Genomic DNA, 15,591 nt, shown 5'->3' on the forward strand with positions numbered 1-15,591 from the left:
GCCGCCAGCGTAGCCTTTTCCGTGCGACAGTTGTCGGCCAGGGTTCAGTCGCAGCTTCAGGCGGCCGAACAGGTGGTCGGCAATGCCGAAGTGATGATCGCCACCGAGCAACAAACCGCCCAGCTGAGTCAGCAGGCGCTGTCGGCCGCCAGCCGGGCACGCCAAAGCAGCGAGGCGGGGCGCAGCGTGCTGGTCGAGTCCATCGAGCGCATGCACCGCCTGAGCAGGAGCGCGGTCGACAGCCGTCAGGTGATCGAAGCGTTGAGCCAGCGCAGCGAAGAAATTCAGCGTGTGGCCCAGGTCATTCAGTCGATTGCCAGCCAGACCAACCTGCTGGCGCTCAATGCCGCCATCGAAGCGGCGCGGGCCGGTGAGCACGGGCGTGGCTTTGCAGTGGTCGCCGATGAAGTGCGCAACCTGGCCAAGCGTACCGCCAGCGCCACTGATGAGGTCGGGCAGATGGTTGCCGATATCCAGCAGCGTACCGCTCAGGTGGTCGAGCAGATTCGTTCGCTCACCGACGACCTGAACAGCGGCGTGCAACAGGTCGAAGACACAGGCTCCCACCTTGAACAGATCGCCCGGCTGGCCGTCGGCGTCGAAAGCCAGGTCGGCGAGATTGCCCAGGGTGCGCAAATCAACCAGGAGCAACTGGCCAGCCTGTTCGTGGCAGTGGAGCAGATGCGCGGCGATCTTGCGGTCAGTGACCAGCAGACCCGGCACCTGGCCCAGGCCGCCGTGCAGATGGAGGGCCAGGCCGAAACCATCAGCCAGCGTCTGGCCGAAGTGGGGCTGGACGATTATCACCAGCGTATTTATGACCTGGCCCGCGAAGGCGCGCGGCAGATGAGTGCGCGCTTTGAGGCCGATATCGAGCAAGGTCGGGTCAGTCTCGACGATCTTTTCGATCGCCACTATCAGCCAATCGCCAATACCGTGCCGCCACGCTTCAATACCCGTTTTGACCGCTACACCGATCAGGTCTTGCCCGAGATTCAGGAACCGTTGCTCAAGCGCCACGAAGGCCTGGTGTTCGCCATTGCCTGCACCCAGCAGGGCTACGTGCCCACGCATAACAACGCGTTCAACCAGCCGTTGACCGGCGACCCTGTCATCGACACCGCCCACAACCGCAGCAAGCGCAAGTTCGACGACCGCACCGGTATTCGTTGCGGCAGCCACCAACAGCCGGTGCTGCTGCAGACCTACACCCGCGATACCGGCGAATTGATGCACGACCTGTCGGTGCCCGTGATGGTCAAGGGTCGGCATTGGGGTGGTTTGCGTCTGGGGTATCGGCCAGAGCAGGTGTAAGCCACTGATGGCTATAAGGCATTGGGACTACAAGGCAATGTGTACAATGTTTGCCAAAAGTTACGCCGGATCGCTATAACATGTTGATTAGTGGGTGTTATAGGCATTCATGGCTTTTTAAAAGTGAGTTTATATAATATTTCCTGCGCTGTAGGAAAAGTCTGAAATATCCATCGCCTATTGACTGTCGTCTTCGGTTGAGCAAGCTGTTTATAAAGCGCCTTGACAGCGCTTATCAATAGTCTGGAGTTTACGGCATCTAGGGATGGATAAGGATGAGCAAGAAAGAGCATAACAGGGCCGGTTCTGCGACCCCTGAAACCTTACAAAGACGGGTGATCGTGCGAGTCGGCCTGTTTTTCGACGGCACCGGTAATAACCGGATCAACACCCGGATCGGCAGCGAGTGCAGGGCGACCATGGCCAGCGGCGAGGCTGGGCACAGTCGTGAATGCGGCGGGCGCCATGCGCGTGCCGACAGCAGTTACAGCAATGATTTCAGTAATATCGCCTGGTTATCCGAGTTGTACCGCGAGCAAAAAGTGGCCTGCCTGGACAGCGGTATATGGCGCGCGAGTTGGCCGCTGTATGTCAGCGGTGTCGGCACTCATTCCGGCGGGCGCGATTCATTGTGGCCGGGTCTGAGTTTCGGGCGCGGCAATACCGGCGTGCTGGCCAAGGTCGAGCGTGCGCTGGACAAGCTCGGTGCCGGGCTCAAGGCATTTGCCGTTGATAACCCCGATTGCGTCATTGATGCCCTGGAGCTGGATGTCTTTGGCTTCAGTCGTGGCGCGGCTTCTGCCCGGCATTTGGTCAATGAAGTGCTCAAGCAGGCCAAGGGCGATCTGCAACCGTTGCTGGCCAGCCTGAAACAGAGCCTGAGCGCTGACTTTTCCTGGGCACGCGGCAGTGTGCGGGTCAAGGTGGTCGGCCTGTTCGATACCGTGACGGCCGTTGGCAGCCTGCGCGACCTGGGCAATCTGCGCGATGCCAATAATCGTCGGGTCAACCTTTACCTGCCGCCCGAATGTGCCCAGCAGGTATTGCACCTGGTGGCTCGCGATGAATCACGGCGCAACTTTGCCCTCAACAGCATCGCACCCGTGTGGTCGCGCGAGATCTTGCTGCCCGGCGCACACTCGGATATTGGCGGCGGCTACCCGGCGCACATGCTCGAAGACGTGCTGATTACCCGGCCGCGCACCAGTGTGATCGGCCGTGACGTGGCGTTTGAGGACTGTGCCGCCTGGCAGCAAGCCTCGGATGAGATGCTGGCCATGGACCGCGATGAATGGATCGATCCGCAGGACCCCGATGCCTGGCTGGGCGTAGAGGGTACTCAGGTGTCGCGCTCGGGGTGCGGCAGCGGGTTTGGCGGTCGACTGGTGATGGTCGCGGTCTGTTTGCGCCGCCCGGTGTCGGGGCATTTGTCTCGTGTGTATCTGCGCATCATGCATGCACTGGCGTGTGATGAGGGGGTACCGTTAGTACCGATCGAGACAATCGATGAGCTCGGGCTGGTACCGGAGCTTGCAGATATCGCACAGCGGCTGCTGGCACAGGCGCGTGGTGAAACTGTTGCCCTGACGACTGAGCAGGAGCGCCTGCTGCGCTGGCACTATATTCATCATTCAGCGCACTGGAATCCGATTGTCGGAACGCTCGGCAGTCTGGGCAAGGGCCTGTTCGTTCATGCACCCCAGCCTGGGGGAAGGACGGTACACGCCAATGTGGCACAAGCGGGTTATCCGCATTGAGCGCTGGGTTGAAACTGATCTGGCCGGCATCGCCACACGATGCCGGCCACAGGATCAAGAGGTGGGCTTTTCGTGCAGGCGCTCGTTCAGTTCATCGACGACAGGTGCCCATTCCGCGTCGAAGCGCAATTCTTCCTGAAGAAATTTTGCCTGCTGCGGGGTCCAGAATTCGGCATCGATCAGTTTGGTTTCATTGGGTAACCGATGTTTTTCAACGAACTCATCTATGCTCGCCTCATCCGACTCAAGGCCTAATTGATCAAACAGGTCTTTCAAGCTGTGATTGCCCGGTTCCATGTGATTTCCTCAGGTGGTGCAGTGGCTGTTGATTATCGGAGCGCAGGGGCCTGCGGGAGTTCGATCTATCTGCCGTCCGGTTGCAGAGTAGCCAATTGCTATGAACTGCCTGCAGGCTCAGGATGTCATTGCTTCACGGAGTCGGTAGAATCGCCGCCGGTATCATCAGAGGCCATGGCCTCGACCAGGAGTTTCAGCCGTCGCGCATCAGGAGTGATAACAACATCGTTGGCTGGTGGGTTCTATCCGGCCGGTCCATTTTCATTTGGTGAGGGTTTGTACTTTGGCTGTAAGTAACCTGGATACGCACGCTTTATTCGTGCTCGGTGATCTTCGTGCAAAGTTGGTAAAGCAATTTCAATCACGCTTCGTTTATATCGCCGAGCAATCGCCCGATGGCGTTTACATGGCCGAGATCGACACTGAAAGCAATCTGGTGGTCGACGACAAGCCGCGCCTGGAACTCAAGGTGGGCGATCATTTTCGGGCAGCCGTATTGCCCAGCCGTGAAGGTGGCAAGTTCGAGCTGCGTTTTCGCGATATTAAAGTGACGATTTACGGACTGGGCGAATATGCCTTTGTCGAAGTGCCCGAGGGGCGCGGCATTGTGTTCAAGCAAGGGCACGGTGTGCTGTTGGTGTTTGCGGCCAATGAGCAAGTGCAGACCGGCCTGTCGAAAGTGCTCAAGGCCGCCGTCGGCAAGGCCGCCAAGTGGCGCAAAGGCGAGTTGACCTTCCGCGCCAGCGAGTGAGGCTCAACGGTCTGCCGGCTGGTGCTCCGGCCGGTCGCCACTGACCTCGGGCGGGACGTCTTCACCTGCCATGCGCTTGCGAAACAGGCTGGTGCGTGCCAACAGCAAGGTGGTGACCGGCACCGTGATTGCCAGGAGGATGGGGATCAGCCAGGCATGCAGTACCGGCCCTTGCTTGAGGGCCGAGAAATACAGGATCGAGGCCAGCGCCACGCACCAGGCGCCGATGGTCGACGCCAGTGCTGTGGGGTGCATGCGCTGGAAGAAGTCCTTGAGGCGTAGCAGGCCCAGTGCACCGGTCAGGGTGAACAGGCTGCTGATCAGCAACAAGCCAGCGGTCAGAATCTCGACCCACAGGGGCAACTCTTGCAGGTTGGTCATTCGATCACCTCTCCGCGAAGCAGGAATTTGGCCAGGGCGAACGAGCCGACGAAGCCGAACAGGGCAATCAACAGTGCTGCCTCGAAATAGGTGTCGCTGGCATAACGAATGCCCAGCACCAGCATCATCAGCATGGCAATGATGTACAGATAGTCCAGCGCCAGTACCCGGTCCTGAGCCGAAGGGCCCTTGAACAGGCGCACCAGCGTCAGCACCATCGCCAGGGCGAAGATCGACAGGCTGATCAGAATGGCAAGGTTGAGCAGGGCACTCATTGGAAAATCTCCATCAAGGGGCGCTCATAGGTGTGCTTGAAGTGGTCGATGAATTGCGCTTCGTCTTCCAGATCGAACACATGCATCAGCAAAATACTGCGGTCCAGTGCCAGCTCCGACCACACGGTGCCGGGCACTACGGTGCAGACCATGGCTAGCGCCGCCAGGCCCTGGGCATCACGCATGTCCAGCGGCACGCTGACAAAGGCCGAGCGTGGCGGCCGGCTTTTCAGTGTCCACACCGAGCGGGCCACCTGCAGATTGGAGCGCAGTACATCCACGCCCACCTGCAGGATGAAGCGCACGATAGTGCCCGGCTTGCTGATGCGTACCGGCATGGGCCGCAATGAGGCGAACATCAGTGGTGCCAGAAAGCCCAGAAGCGCACCAAGCAGAATGTGCCCGGCGCTGAGCGACAGGTTCAGCACCAGCCACAATGCCCACAGGGCCAGAGAAAACCACGGGGCGGGGAAAAGGCGTTTCATGGCGTCACCCCCTGCGCGGTCTCGACCAGCGGGCCCGGTACCGGACGGGTCGCCATCACCGACTGTACGTATTGCAGCGGTTCATGCAGGGCCGCTGCAGTGTCCTGGGTGTAGCGCAGCAACGCTTCTGCCTTGAAGGTCAGGGCGATACACAGACCCAGCAGCACCACGATAGGCAGGTATTCGCTGTGGCGCAGCATCGGTGGCGAAACCTCGTACGGGGTCCAGAAGCGCTGTACACCAAGCCGCACGAACGACATCAGCGAGGCCAGCCCGGAGAAAATCAGTAGCGCGATCAGCATCCACGCCTGAATCGACAGCGGCTCGTCCTGCGCGACGTTCAGGCCCAGTGGGTTGAGCAGGGCGCTAAGCAGGGTCAACTTGCCGATAAAGCCCGACAGCGGCGGCATGCCGATCACCAGCAGGGCGCAGGCGACAAAGCACAAGCCCAGGAAGGCCATGGTCATCGGAATCACCTGGCCGACCACGATATTCTCTTCTTCGTCGAGGTTGCTGCCGCGTGGCGGGTGCAGGGATTCAAGGTTATGCGGTAGCTGGTCGGCTTCTTCGTCCTCACCGAACTGGTTGGCCGAGCGCGAGCGCTCGATCAGTTCGCCCAGCAAGAACAACGCGCTGAGCGCCAGGGTCGAGCTGACCATATAGAACAGCGCGCCGCTGGTCAGGCTCGGCTGGGCAAAGCCGATGGCCGACAGCAGGATGCCTGCCGAGACCAGAATGCTCAGGCTGGCCATGCGCTCCAGGCGCTGGGCGGCGATGACCGCAACGGCGGCCGTGAAAATGGTCGCCATGCCGCCGAAGATCAGCCAGTCACCGCCAAAGTACGCCGAGTCGTCGGCGTGGCTGGAAAACAGCAACGTCCACAGGCGCAGCAGGGTATAGATGCCGACCTTGGTCATGATCGCGAACATCGCCGCCACCGGTGCGCTGGCCGCCGAATAGGCAGGCACCAGCCAGAAATTCAGCGGCCACATGCCGGCCTTGGCCAGAAACGCCGTGGCCAGGATCGCCGCGCCCGCATGCAGCAGGCCGCGATCGGCCTCGGGCACTTGCGGAATCTTGATTGCCAGGTCCGCCATGTTCAGCGTGCCGGTGACGCCGTAGATCAGCGCGGCGCCGATCAGAAACAGTGAAGAGGCCAGCAGGTTGATCGCAATGTAATGCAGGCCTGCCGACACCCGTGCGCGTCCCGAGCCATGCAGCAGCAAACCGTAGGACGCGGCCAGCAGCACTTCGAAGAACACGAACAGGTTGAACAGGTCGGCAGTCAGGAACGCGCCGTACAAGCCCATCAACTGCATCTGGAACAAGGCATGAAAGCTGGCACCGGCCTTGTCCCAGCGCGCCAGGGCAAACAGCAGGGCGCAGACCGCGATGATGCCGGTGAGTACCAGCATCAGGGCCGACAGGTGATCGACCACCAGCACGATGCCGAACGGCGCTTCCCAGTTGCCCGGCATGTAGACGCCGATCGAGCCCATGCTGCCGGTGGCCTGGACCTCCATCAGCAGCCGGATCGCAACGCCCAGGCCGATCAGGGTCGACAACAGGTTGATGCGTGCCTTCAGCGGCCGGTGCTTTTCGCCCAGCCAGAGCATCAGACCGGCGGTCAGCAGCGGCAGCAGGATCGGGATGACGATCAGTTGGTTCAGCACACTCATGCCTTGGGCTCCCGACCGTCCACATGGTCAGTGCCGGTCAGGCCGCGCGAGGCCAGCAGCACCACCAGAAACAATGCGGTCATGGCAAAGCTGATGACAATGGCGGTCAGCACCAGCGCCTGGGGCAACGGATCGGTGTAATTGAGCAGGTCTTGCGGCACACCGTCCTTGATGATCGGCTCCTTGCCGATAAACAGGCTGCCCATACTGAAAATGAACAGGTTGACCCCGTACGACAGCAGGCACAGGCCCATGATTACCTGAAAGGTCCTTGGTCGCAGGATCAGCCAGACCCCTGAGGCGGCCAGCACGCCGATGGCTACGGCAATGACTTCTTCCATTTACAGGGCTCCCTCTGTCGGTGAAGCGGGTGTTGAAGGTGCAGGTTCTGATTTGGCAACCGGCTTGGGCAACAGCGTCGGGCGATGGCTGCGCACCGACTGGTGCGCCAGTGCGGTGAGGATCAACAGTGTCGAGCCAACCACCACGGCGTACACGCCGATGTCGAAGAACAGTGCGCTGGCGACATGAATCTCGCCCAGAATCGGCAGGTCCAGATGCGCGGTATGGGTGGTCATGAACGGATAACCCAAGGCCATCGCGCCCAGGCCGGTCAGTACCGAGCACAACAGGCCGGTGCCGATCCAGCGCTGTGGCCGCAGGCTCATGTGCGCCTCGACCCACTGGGTGCCGGCGACCATGTATTGCAGGATGAACGCCACCGACATCACCAGGCCGGCGACAAAACCGCCGCCCGGCTGGTTGTGGCCGCGCATGAACAGGTACATCGAGACCATGAAGGCCACCGGCAACAGCAAGCGCACCAAGGCTGCCGGTACCATCATGAAGCCCAGCGCGGTGTCGCTGGCGCTGCGCGGGTTGACCAGGTCGGTGACCACATCGCGAGCCAGCAGGCGCTGCTGGGCCGGCAGCGCGATGCTCTCTTTGGGTGGGCGGAAGCGGCGCAGCAGGGCGAACACGGTCAGTGCCACAACACCCAATACCGTAATTTCACCAAAGGTATCGAAGCCGCGGAAGTCGACCAGCATCACATTGACCACGTTGGTACCACCGCCCTCGGGCAAGGCGCGGCTCAGGTAGAACGACGAAATCATGTTGGGGGTCTGGCGGGTCAACATGGCATAGGACAACGTGGCCATGCCGGCACCGACCAGAATCGACAGGCTCAGGTCGCGCACCCGGCGGCCACGTGCGCGCAAGCGGGTACTGATGGCTGGCGGCACATCTTCGCTACGCCGTGGCAGCCAGCGCAGGCCGAGCAGAATCAGCACGGTGGTGACCACCTCGACCACCAGTTGGGTCAGGGCCAGGTCCGGCGCCGAGAACCAGACGAAGGTAATGCACGTCATCAGGCCGCAGACGCTGACCATGATCAGGGCTGCCAGCCGGTGATACTTGCCTTGCCAGGCCGCACCAAGGGCACAGGCAATCGCGATCAGCCACAGCGTGACGAACACCCCGGAGCCCGGAATCTTCGGTCGGTCACCCCAGCTCAGGCCACTGAAATACAGCGGCATGAAGCCCAGTGCCAGCGCGGCCAGTACCAGGGCAAACAACTGCGGTTGCAGGCGGCGTGTGCTCACCTGCCGCTCGAAGCGCCGCGCCCAGTGCATCAGCACCACCAGAATGCGCTCGAAAGAACGTTTGCCGTTAAGGCGGCCAATCACCGGAGGACCGTTGAAGCGCTCGTTACGCAATGGCTTGCGCAACAACAGATACAGAAGAATGCCACCGCCCATGGCCACCAGGCTCATGATCATCGGTAGGTTCAGGCCGTGCCAGATCGCCAGGCTGTACTCGGGCAACTCGCCACCGACTACAGGCTGCGCTGCGGCTGCCAGCAATGGCGCGACCGATTGAGCGGGGAAAATACCCACGACCAGGCAAGTCAGCACCAGAAACTCGACTGGCATGCGCATCCAGCGCGGTGGCTCGTGCGGGGTAATCGGCAGGTCCTTGGCAATCGGGCCGTAGAACACATCGACGGTAAAGCGCAGCGAGTAGGCGACACTGAATGCCCCGGCAATCGTCGCGACCACCGGCAGGGCGATTTCTACCCACAGGCTGGAGCTGATAAACACGGTTTCGGCGAAGAACATCTCTTTGGACAGAAAGCCGTTCATCAACGGCACGCCCGCCATCGCCGCGCTGGCGACCATGGCCAGCGTCGCGGTGTACGGAATCATCCTGACCAGGCCGCTGAGCCTGCGGATATCCCGGGTGCCGCTCTCGTGGTCAATGATGCCGGCGGCCATGAACAACGAGGCCTTGAAGGTCGCGTGGTTGAGAATATGGAACACCGCCGCCACTGCCGCCAACGGACTGTTCAGACCCAGCAACAGGGTAATCAGGCCCAGGTGGCTGATGGTCGAGTAGGCCAGCAGGCCTTTGAGGTCATTCTGGAAGATCGCCGCATAGGCGCCCAGTATCAGCGTGCAGGCACCGGCGCCGCTGACGATCCAGAACCATTGCTCGGTGCCCGACAGTGCCGGCCATAGCCGCGCCAGCAAAAACACACCGGCCTTGACCATGGTCGCCGAGTGCAGGTACGCCGACACCGGCGTCGGCGCCGCCATCGCGTGTGGCAGCCAGAAATGGAACGGGAACTGCGCGCTCTTGCTCAGTGCGCCGATCAGAATCAGGGTCAACAGCACTGGATACAGCGCATGCGCGCGAATCGCGTCACCAGCTTCCAGTACCCGGTCCAGGTCATAACTGCCGACCACATGACCGAGAATCAACATGCCCGCCAGCAAGGCCAGACCACCGGCGCCGGTGACCAGCAAGGCCATGTACGCGCCGCGTCGCGCATCGCTACGGTGATGCCAGTAGCCGATCAGTAGAAAGGAGAAGACGCTGGTCAGCTCCCAGAAAAATACGATTTGAATGATGTTGCCGGAAATAACCAGGCCGAGCATGGCGCCCATGAACGCCAGGAAAAACGCGAAAAATCGTGGTACCGGGTCATCTGGCGACATGTAGTAGCGGGCATACAACGACACCAGCGCACCGATGCCCAGCACCAGCATGGAAAACAGCCAGGCAAAGCCGTCCATGCGCAGCACAAAATTCAGGCCCAGGCTGGGCAGCCAGAAATACTCCTCGCGAATCACCCCGCCATCGACGATCTGCGGGTACCACAGCGCAACCTGTATGGCCCCGGTAAGAGCGATCAGGCCTGCGAGGATGGACTCGGCGTTACGGGCGTTGTGCGGCAGAAAAGCCGCTATACAGCTGCCAATGAACGGCAGAAGCAGTAGAACTATCAGGGTCATAGGCTTCTAGTCTGCGCGGAAATGTTAAGCATCATACGTGCCAGAGCGTGCATGTCCAAACGCGCTTTTGTCGAATTTTCCTACAAAACATGTCTGGAAAGTCGATTTATGTTTCGAAGTGCAAGGCCTTGGGTGGCTCTGGGCTATCAGCTACGACCCTGCGAGCGGCGCGAAGGTGCCGGGGATAGTAGAGAAATACTGCCTGTGACGTGCAGGCAGCGCTTGCAGGTCATGGGGCGTTTGGTTTCGACAGGTCTTTAAACAGCGCAGCGCTGGTTTGAGTGTTCGGGAGTGGGGTGGGGACTTTTATGAAGGGATGCTCGTTGTGGGTGGCGAGAGGTCGAAAGTTGGTGAACTTTGCGCTGCGGCTGCTGGGCAGGCGCTCATTCATGTCCGGTGACACACCCGCCAGCATGGAAAACAGCGTGGTCAGGCGCGGTTGTTTGGCACGCCATTCGCGGATCATGTCAAAGGTCGAGGGTTTGGATTTAGGTGCCTGCTTGCCCGCCAGACGCAGCGCTTCATCACGCTTGGCGATCAGATCCTTTTCATAATTCTCGGGGAACTGGGCTTTTTCGATCAGGGGTTGGGACTTGTAACGTTCAAGGACCTGGCCATAAATCTTGGTATGGCGCCCGGTGCGGTTGTATTCCTCGGTGGCCTCGGCAATGACCTTGAGGCCCCAGGCTTGGTGTTGGTCATAGGATTCGGACCAGGCGGCACGGCGTTCATTGACGGTAAATGTGCCGCTGTCATCGTAACTGATGGCGGTCAGCAGTTCGGCAGACATGCCTTTGAAAGGGTTAGGAGCCTTTCCATTTTCATAATCAGTGGCCTGTTTCGCGCGGGCCAGAATGTCAGGATTTTTGGTGTTGGGAAGCTCGGCATTATGCTGCGACTTCAACGCGTGGTAGTGAGGTCCGGTTATCTGGTCTAGTGCTGTTTTGGCATAGGCGCTTAATGCTGGGCGATCAAGTTTTTTATCGCGCTGCTCGGCACGCTGTAGCGCTTCACTTAATTGGCGGGAGGCGGGCGCGATTTTATTGACTTCGCCAGGTATGACGGTGTCTGAAGAGAGCGGTGTACTGGTTAAACGGTCCTTCTCTTGCTGCGCAGCCGTCTGGGCCAAAAACTTATCAACGAGCGACGTGCCGGAAATCTTCATGTCGATCATCATGGGCTCCACTCTATTTATGATAGGTCGCCCGGTTTCTATTTCATGTAGCCAGCAAGCGCCTACCGCTCAGCAATGAAGCAGATAGGGCCTGGCTATTTGTGGGAATGTTCGGGCTGACTGGAGAGTGGCGTTGCGCGGATAACTTGGCTGTCAGACTTTTTTGGTCTGCGTTGTAGGATGTTTCTTGAGACTTTATTAATGAGATGAATGTCTCGGATTTATCAGTCATCGCCTGACGACCCGGCACTTGCGTCCAGGCCGTCACAGGGATGTATCAATCAGGCCTATGCACAGCCTCCGGCGCTTCACTCTCATCTTTCAGCGCCACAGGCCGTCGCTTCATCTCGCTGACGATCACCCCGGCCACAATCAGCGCGCCACCCAGCAACGCCAGCCCCGGCAAGCGCTCACCGGCCAGACGCCCGACGATACCCGCCCAGACTGGTTCGCCGGCATAGATCACCGTGGCGCGGGTTGGCGAAACGCTTTTTTGTGCCCAGTTCATCGCCACCTGAATCACCGCGCTCATTGCACCCAGGCCCAGTGCGGTGGTTAACAGCAGCCAGGAAAAATCGGGCAGGCGTTCGCCGGTCGGTACGACCATCAGGAAGGCCAGCAGCGAGGCGGTGGCCAGTTGCACCACGGTGACGCGGCGCACGTCGACCTTGCCGGCGTAGGCGCTGATCATGATGATCTCGGCAGCAATCGCCACCGCGCTGATGATGGTGGCGATTTCGCCGGGGCTGAAATTCAGCGCGGCGCCTTCGGGGCCGGACAGCAGCATCAGCCCGGTGAACGCCAGGGCAATGCCCAGGCTGGGCATCAGGCCGGGACGTCGGCCCAGTACCAGCCATTGCAGCAAAGGCACGAAAGGCACATAAAGCGCGGTGATGAACGCCGACTGGCTACTGGGAATGGTTTGCAGACCGACGGTTTGCAAGCCGTAACCGAGCATGATCGACACGCCGATAAATACCCCGGCACGCAGTTCAAGCAAGGTCAGGCTGCGCAATACATTCATCGAGAACAGCGCGACAATGGCCGCCGCCGCCGCAAAGCGCAGGCCGACGAAAAACATCGGGCCACTGACGGTCATGGCATGCTGCACGAGCAGGAACGTACCGCCCCAGAGCATGGTGATAAAGATCAGTACAGCTTCTGCTTTACTGACGCGGGGCAGGCGGCGAGGAAAATTCATGGCGTTACCGAAGGGTGAGGCTTGCTGAGGCAGAAAAGGCGACACAGTGTGTCGCAAAGTGGGCAGTATAATGCGCAATCGCGTTGAGTGAGCACTATCATGCACAAAGAAACATCCCATCGCGCGCCAGTGCTGCAACACGTCAGCCTGAACGTGCGACGCCTGCGCAATGCCGCCGGCATCAGTCAGAGCGCCCTGGCCGACAAGTCCGGGGTCAGCCGGCGCATGCTGGTGGCCATCGAGGCCGGCGAGAACAATGTCAGCCTGGCGACGCTGGACCGGGTCGCCGAAGCGCTGGAAGTGGCGTTCAGCGACCTGATTCAGGCGCCGGACGTGCGCGACCACAGCCGTATCAACGAACTGGCCTGGGCCGGTACTCAGCCCGGCAGCAAGGCGGTGTTGCTGTCCAAGGCCACGGCCCGGCGTGAAGTCGAGTTGTGGGAGTTCAGTCTGGAACCAGGTGACCGTTACGAGTCCGAGCCCGACCCTGAAGGCTGGAGCGAGCAGGTGTATGTGATCGAGGGCCGTCTGAACCTGGTCCTGGGCGGGCGCGAGCCCCATCAGGTCGGTCCCGGCGAGTTCTATATGTTCCCCAGCAACCAGACGCACGTCTTCTGCAATGACGGCAACACGCTGCTGCGCTTTGTGCGCAACGTCGTGCTGTAACCCCACTCCAACCTGTTCAGAGCCTTGCCCGATGCATCAGGATTCAACCTTGACCGAAACGGCCGACGTGCTGATTGTGGGCGGCGGCCTGAGCGGTAGCTTGCTGGCCATGCAGTTGCTGCGCCTGCCGGGTGCGCGCCGGCTGGTGATTGTCGAGCCGCGTGCCGAGCTGGGCCGAGGCGAGGCCTACAGCGCCACGGAGCCTGGCCATACCCTGAATGGCAATGCGGCGCGCATGAGTGTCGAGCCGGACAACAGCGATGACCTGAGCCAGTGGTTGAGCGCGCACCTCGCAGCAGGCGGCTGGCCCGAGGCGCATGCCCAGGGCGTGCCCGTGGCCGAGCTTTTTCCGCCGCGCGGCCTGTTCGGTCAGTACGTGCAGCACAAGCTGGCGCAGGCACAAGCACTCGGCGTGCAGGAGGGCTCACGCCTTGTGCATATCCAGGCTGAGGTCGTCGACCTGCAAACCGATGCCGAAGGTGTCACGCTGACCCTGAGCGATGGCCGGCTGTTACGTGGCCACCAGGCGGTACTGGCCACCGGCATGTATGCGGCGGCACGCACGCCGCAGCGCACCTCGACCGGGCTCAATAGCGTATCGCTTGACCCCTGGAATGTGGCCGCCCTGCGCAGGCTCGATGCACAGGCGCGGGTGCTGATCATTGGCTCCGGCCTGACCATGGTCGATGCGCTGGTTTCGCTGCGCGAGGCCGGGCATCGCGGCCCTATCGAAGTGTTTTCCCGCCACGGGCTCTGGCCCCATGTGCGCCGTCAGCCGCCGCAGTGGATCGATTTTCTTGCCGAAGACTACGGTATTCGCAGCCCTCGGCAATTGCTGCGCGCCGTGCGTGAGCACTGCCGCCTGGCCATCGAACATGGCATCGACTGGCAAGCACCGCTGGACACGGTGCGTGCGCATATCGCAAGGTTGTGGAGCCAGGCCAGCGACCGCCAGCGCCGCCAGTTCGTGCGCCATGTGCGGCCGTGGTGGGAAAGTCATCACCACCGCTCACCCCCGCAAGGTGCGGCGTTGCTGGCGCAGTTGTGCGCGCAGGGCCGGCTGACGATTCAGGCGGCGACCTTGCAAGGCCTGGTCGCTGCTGACGGCGTAACGGTGCAGATTCGCGTGCGCCGACGCGGCGAGGTGCAACCGGTGGCTATCACCGGTGACGCACTGATCAACTCCACTGGCATCGAATACGACTGGCGCCGTGTCGACCGGCCGTTGCCTCAGCAGTTGCTGGCCCGCAGCCTGATCCGGCCGGGACCGCTGGCGCTGGGCATCGATGCCGACCCGGACGGCGCAGTACGTGATGCGCAAGGCGCGCCGGCCTCAAGACTGTTCGCCATGGGCCCGCCGTTACGCGGGTTGTGGTGGGAAAGCACGGCGGTTACCGATGTCGCCAGCCAGGCCAGGGCGCTGGCTTTGAGACTCACTCAAGACTGATCGAGCAACTGCGGCCCCGCACCTTTGTTGGCCAGCTCATCGCCCCAGTTACGCAGTGGGCAGGCTTTCATCGACAGGCAGCCGCAACCGATGCAACCCGTCAACTGGTCGCGCAACTCACTCAGGCGCTGGATACGCTCGTCCAGTTCAGCCTTCCAGTGCTTCGACAGGTTTTCCCAGTCCTCTGCGGTCGGTGTACGACCCTGCGGCAGCGCTGCAAGGGCTGCATGAATATTGGCCAGCGGAATGCCCAGGCGCTGGGCGACCTTGATCAATGCCACGCGGCGCAGCATCTCGCGTGCGTAGCGGCGCTGATTGCCGGCGTTGCGCTGGCTGCTGATCAAACCTTTGCTTTCATAAAAATGCAGCGCCGTGACCGCTACGCCACTTCGCGCCGCCAGTTGTCCGACGCTGAGCATTGGCTGGGTGCCGATCACCGGTGTTTTGTTCATAGGAGAAATTTCACGCTTGACCTCAAGTTAACTGGAGGTTTTACCCTTCGCAGCCATGACCTGCAACTGCCCGGATGCCAACCAGTGGAGAAGCCTATGCCTGCCTACAGTCAATCTGTCGAATTCAGCGTCGAGCCACGCCAGCAGTCGGGGTTGATCGCCGCACTGACGGCGGTGGATGAACAATTCACCTGCACCTGCCCCGGTTTCATCGGCGCCAGTGTGCAGGCCAGCGACGACGGATTGCGGGTGTTGCATCAGGTGATTTGGCGCTCGCGTGAGGATTGCGAGGCGGCGCTGCGCAATATCGAGGCCGGGGTGCAGGACGTACAAGCGCTGATTCGCCAGCATCGCGTACGCGCCGCGACTTTTGCCAGTTTTCAGGTCATGAGCCAGATTGCACCACGCTGATAAAG

General features: G+C 61.0%; 16 protein-coding genes. 6 read left to right on the top strand and 10 right to left on the bottom strand.

The features are described 5' to 3' along the window. Nucleotides 1–93 precede the first annotated feature (93 nt). Both ACYP2A_RS11475 and ACYP2A_RS11480 read left to right on the top strand, forming a co-directional pair. The gene (locus ACYP2A_RS11475; RefSeq protein ID WP_459745253.1) at nucleotides 94–1,314 is read left to right on the top strand and encodes a methyl-accepting chemotaxis protein; all 1,221 of its coding nucleotides are present in this window, start codon (nucleotides 94–96) and stop codon (nucleotides 1,312–1,314) included. Nucleotides 1,315–1,589: 275 nt separating this feature from the next. Further along, nucleotides 1,590–3,071, top strand: coding sequence for a T6SS phospholipase effector Tle1-like catalytic domain-containing protein (locus tag ACYP2A_RS11480; RefSeq protein WP_459745113.1), 1,482 nt, complete (start codon nucleotides 1,590–1,592; stop codon nucleotides 3,069–3,071). A 54-nt stretch (nucleotides 3,072–3,125) separates the two neighbouring features. On the opposite strand, the gene ACYP2A_RS11485 is transcribed toward ACYP2A_RS11480, so the two are convergent. Beyond that, a complete protein-coding gene (locus tag ACYP2A_RS11485) occupies nucleotides 3,126–3,368 on the bottom strand; it encodes a DUF2789 domain-containing protein (RefSeq protein ID WP_459745114.1) in 243 nt (80 codons plus the stop codon). 283 nt (nucleotides 3,369–3,651) lie between these two features. On the opposite strand from ACYP2A_RS11485, the gene ACYP2A_RS11490 reads away from it, so the two are divergent. After that, nucleotides 3,652–4,119, top strand: coding sequence for a hypothetical protein (locus ACYP2A_RS11490; protein WP_459745115.1), 468 nt, complete (start codon nucleotides 3,652–3,654; stop codon nucleotides 4,117–4,119). A gap of 3 nt (nucleotides 4,120–4,122) precedes the next feature. Here the strand turns inward: ACYP2A_RS11490 and ACYP2A_RS11495 are convergent, their stop codons facing one another. The 8 genes from ACYP2A_RS11495 to ACYP2A_RS11530 form a co-directional block, all read right to left on the bottom strand. Further along, nucleotides 4,123–4,500, bottom strand: coding sequence for a Na+/H+ antiporter subunit G (locus ACYP2A_RS11495; protein WP_459745116.1), 378 nt, complete (start codon nucleotides 4,498–4,500; stop codon nucleotides 4,123–4,125). Then, nucleotides 4,497–4,775, bottom strand: coding sequence for a K+/H+ antiporter subunit F (locus tag ACYP2A_RS11500; protein ID WP_459745117.1), 279 nt, complete (start codon nucleotides 4,773–4,775; stop codon nucleotides 4,497–4,499). The genes ACYP2A_RS11495 and ACYP2A_RS11500 overlap by 4 nt, the downstream gene beginning before the upstream one ends. Then, complete coding sequence (locus ACYP2A_RS11505; RefSeq protein ID WP_459745118.1) at nucleotides 4,772–5,260, bottom strand: Na+/H+ antiporter subunit E; 489 nt, start codon at nucleotides 5,258–5,260, stop codon at nucleotides 4,772–4,774. Before ACYP2A_RS11505 ends, ACYP2A_RS11500 begins: the two co-directional genes overlap by 4 nt. Continuing rightward, nucleotides 5,257–6,939, bottom strand: a complete 1,683-nt coding sequence (locus ACYP2A_RS11510) for a monovalent cation/H+ antiporter subunit D (RefSeq protein WP_459745119.1) — start codon at nucleotides 6,937–6,939, stop codon at nucleotides 5,257–5,259. Before ACYP2A_RS11510 ends, ACYP2A_RS11505 begins: the two co-directional genes overlap by 4 nt. Then, nucleotides 6,936–7,280, bottom strand: coding sequence for a Na+/H+ antiporter subunit C (locus tag ACYP2A_RS11515; protein WP_459745120.1), 345 nt, complete (start codon nucleotides 7,278–7,280; stop codon nucleotides 6,936–6,938). The genes ACYP2A_RS11510 and ACYP2A_RS11515 overlap by 4 nt, the downstream gene beginning before the upstream one ends. Continuing rightward, on the bottom strand, nucleotides 7,281–10,235 hold the full coding sequence (locus ACYP2A_RS11520; RefSeq protein WP_459745121.1) for a monovalent cation/H+ antiporter subunit A: 2,955 nt from the start codon (nucleotides 10,233–10,235) through the stop codon (nucleotides 7,281–7,283). It lies immediately after the preceding gene. A 229-nt stretch (nucleotides 10,236–10,464) separates the two neighbouring features. Continuing rightward, entirely contained in the window at nucleotides 10,465–11,412 is a 948-nt protein-coding gene (locus ACYP2A_RS11525; protein ID WP_459745122.1) for a hypothetical protein, read from the bottom strand. Between the two features lie 274 nt (nucleotides 11,413–11,686). Further along, nucleotides 11,687–12,610, bottom strand: coding sequence for a DMT family transporter (locus ACYP2A_RS11530; RefSeq protein WP_459745123.1), 924 nt, complete (start codon nucleotides 12,608–12,610; stop codon nucleotides 11,687–11,689). A gap of 99 nt (nucleotides 12,611–12,709) precedes the next feature. Between ACYP2A_RS11530 and ACYP2A_RS11535 the strand changes: the two genes are divergently transcribed. Continuing rightward, nucleotides 12,710–13,276, top strand: a complete 567-nt coding sequence (locus tag ACYP2A_RS11535) for a helix-turn-helix domain-containing protein (protein ID WP_459745124.1) — start codon at nucleotides 12,710–12,712, stop codon at nucleotides 13,274–13,276. A gap of 31 nt (nucleotides 13,277–13,307) precedes the next feature. Then, nucleotides 13,308–14,723, top strand: coding sequence for an FAD/NAD(P)-binding protein (locus ACYP2A_RS11540; protein ID WP_459745125.1), 1,416 nt, complete (start codon nucleotides 13,308–13,310; stop codon nucleotides 14,721–14,723). Here the strand turns inward: ACYP2A_RS11540 and soxR are convergent. Continuing rightward, nucleotides 14,714–15,175, bottom strand: a complete 462-nt coding sequence (gene soxR, locus ACYP2A_RS11545) for a redox-sensitive transcriptional activator SoxR (RefSeq protein WP_459745126.1) — start codon at nucleotides 15,173–15,175, stop codon at nucleotides 14,714–14,716. The genes ACYP2A_RS11540 and soxR overlap by 10 nt on opposite strands. 96 nt (nucleotides 15,176–15,271) lie before the next feature. Between soxR and ACYP2A_RS11550 the strand changes: the two genes are divergently transcribed. Next, nucleotides 15,272–15,586: an antibiotic biosynthesis monooxygenase gene (locus tag ACYP2A_RS11550; protein ID WP_459745127.1), complete on the top strand. Its 315-nt coding sequence runs from the start codon at nucleotides 15,272–15,274 to the stop codon at nucleotides 15,584–15,586. Nucleotides 15,587–15,591 lie beyond the last annotated feature (5 nt).

It is taken from the genome of Pseudomonas sp. 3A(2025) (genome assembly GCF_054589175.1).

What these genes read in the sequence shown, in the direction of transcription:
- ACYP2A_RS11475 (WP_459745253.1), top strand. Translation starts at nt 94, where the DNA reads ATGATCGCCACCGAGCAACAAACCGCCCAGCTGAGTCAGCAGGCGCTG.
- ACYP2A_RS11480 (WP_459745113.1), top strand. Translation starts at nt 1,590, where the DNA reads ATGAGCAAGAAAGAGCATAACAGGGCCGGTTCTGCGACCCCTGAAACC.
- ACYP2A_RS11485 (WP_459745114.1), bottom strand. Translation starts at nt 3,368, where the DNA reads ATGGAACCGGGCAATCACAGCTTGAAAGACCTGTTTGATCAATTAGGC.
- ACYP2A_RS11495 (WP_459745116.1), bottom strand. Translation starts at nt 4,500, where the DNA reads ATGACCAACCTGCAAGAGTTGCCCCTGTGGGTCGAGATTCTGACCGCT.
- ACYP2A_RS11500 (WP_459745117.1), bottom strand. Translation starts at nt 4,775, where the DNA reads ATGAGTGCCCTGCTCAACCTTGCCATTCTGATCAGCCTGTCGATCTTC.
- ACYP2A_RS11505 (WP_459745118.1), bottom strand. Translation starts at nt 5,260, where the DNA reads ATGAAACGCCTTTTCCCCGCCCCGTGGTTTTCTCTGGCCCTGTGGGCA.
- ACYP2A_RS11510 (WP_459745119.1), bottom strand. Translation starts at nt 6,939, where the DNA reads ATGAGTGTGCTGAACCAACTGATCGTCATCCCGATCCTGCTGCCGCTG.
- ACYP2A_RS11515 (WP_459745120.1), bottom strand. Translation starts at nt 7,280, where the DNA reads ATGGAAGAAGTCATTGCCGTAGCCATCGGCGTGCTGGCCGCCTCAGGG.
- ACYP2A_RS11520 (WP_459745121.1), bottom strand. Translation starts at nt 10,235, where the DNA reads ATGACCCTGATAGTTCTACTGCTTCTGCCGTTCATTGGCAGCTGTATA.
- ACYP2A_RS11525 (WP_459745122.1), bottom strand. Translation starts at nt 11,412, where the DNA reads ATGATGATCGACATGAAGATTTCCGGCACGTCGCTCGTTGATAAGTTT.
- ACYP2A_RS11530 (WP_459745123.1), bottom strand. Translation starts at nt 12,610, where the DNA reads ATGAATTTTCCTCGCCGCCTGCCCCGCGTCAGTAAAGCAGAAGCTGTA.
- ACYP2A_RS11535 (WP_459745124.1), top strand. Translation starts at nt 12,710, where the DNA reads ATGCACAAAGAAACATCCCATCGCGCGCCAGTGCTGCAACACGTCAGC.
- ACYP2A_RS11540 (WP_459745125.1), top strand. Translation starts at nt 13,308, where the DNA reads ATGCATCAGGATTCAACCTTGACCGAAACGGCCGACGTGCTGATTGTG.
- soxR (WP_459745126.1), bottom strand. Translation starts at nt 15,175, where the DNA reads ATGAACAAAACACCGGTGATCGGCACCCAGCCAATGCTCAGCGTCGGA.
- ACYP2A_RS11550 (WP_459745127.1), top strand. Translation starts at nt 15,272, where the DNA reads ATGCCTGCCTACAGTCAATCTGTCGAATTCAGCGTCGAGCCACGCCAG.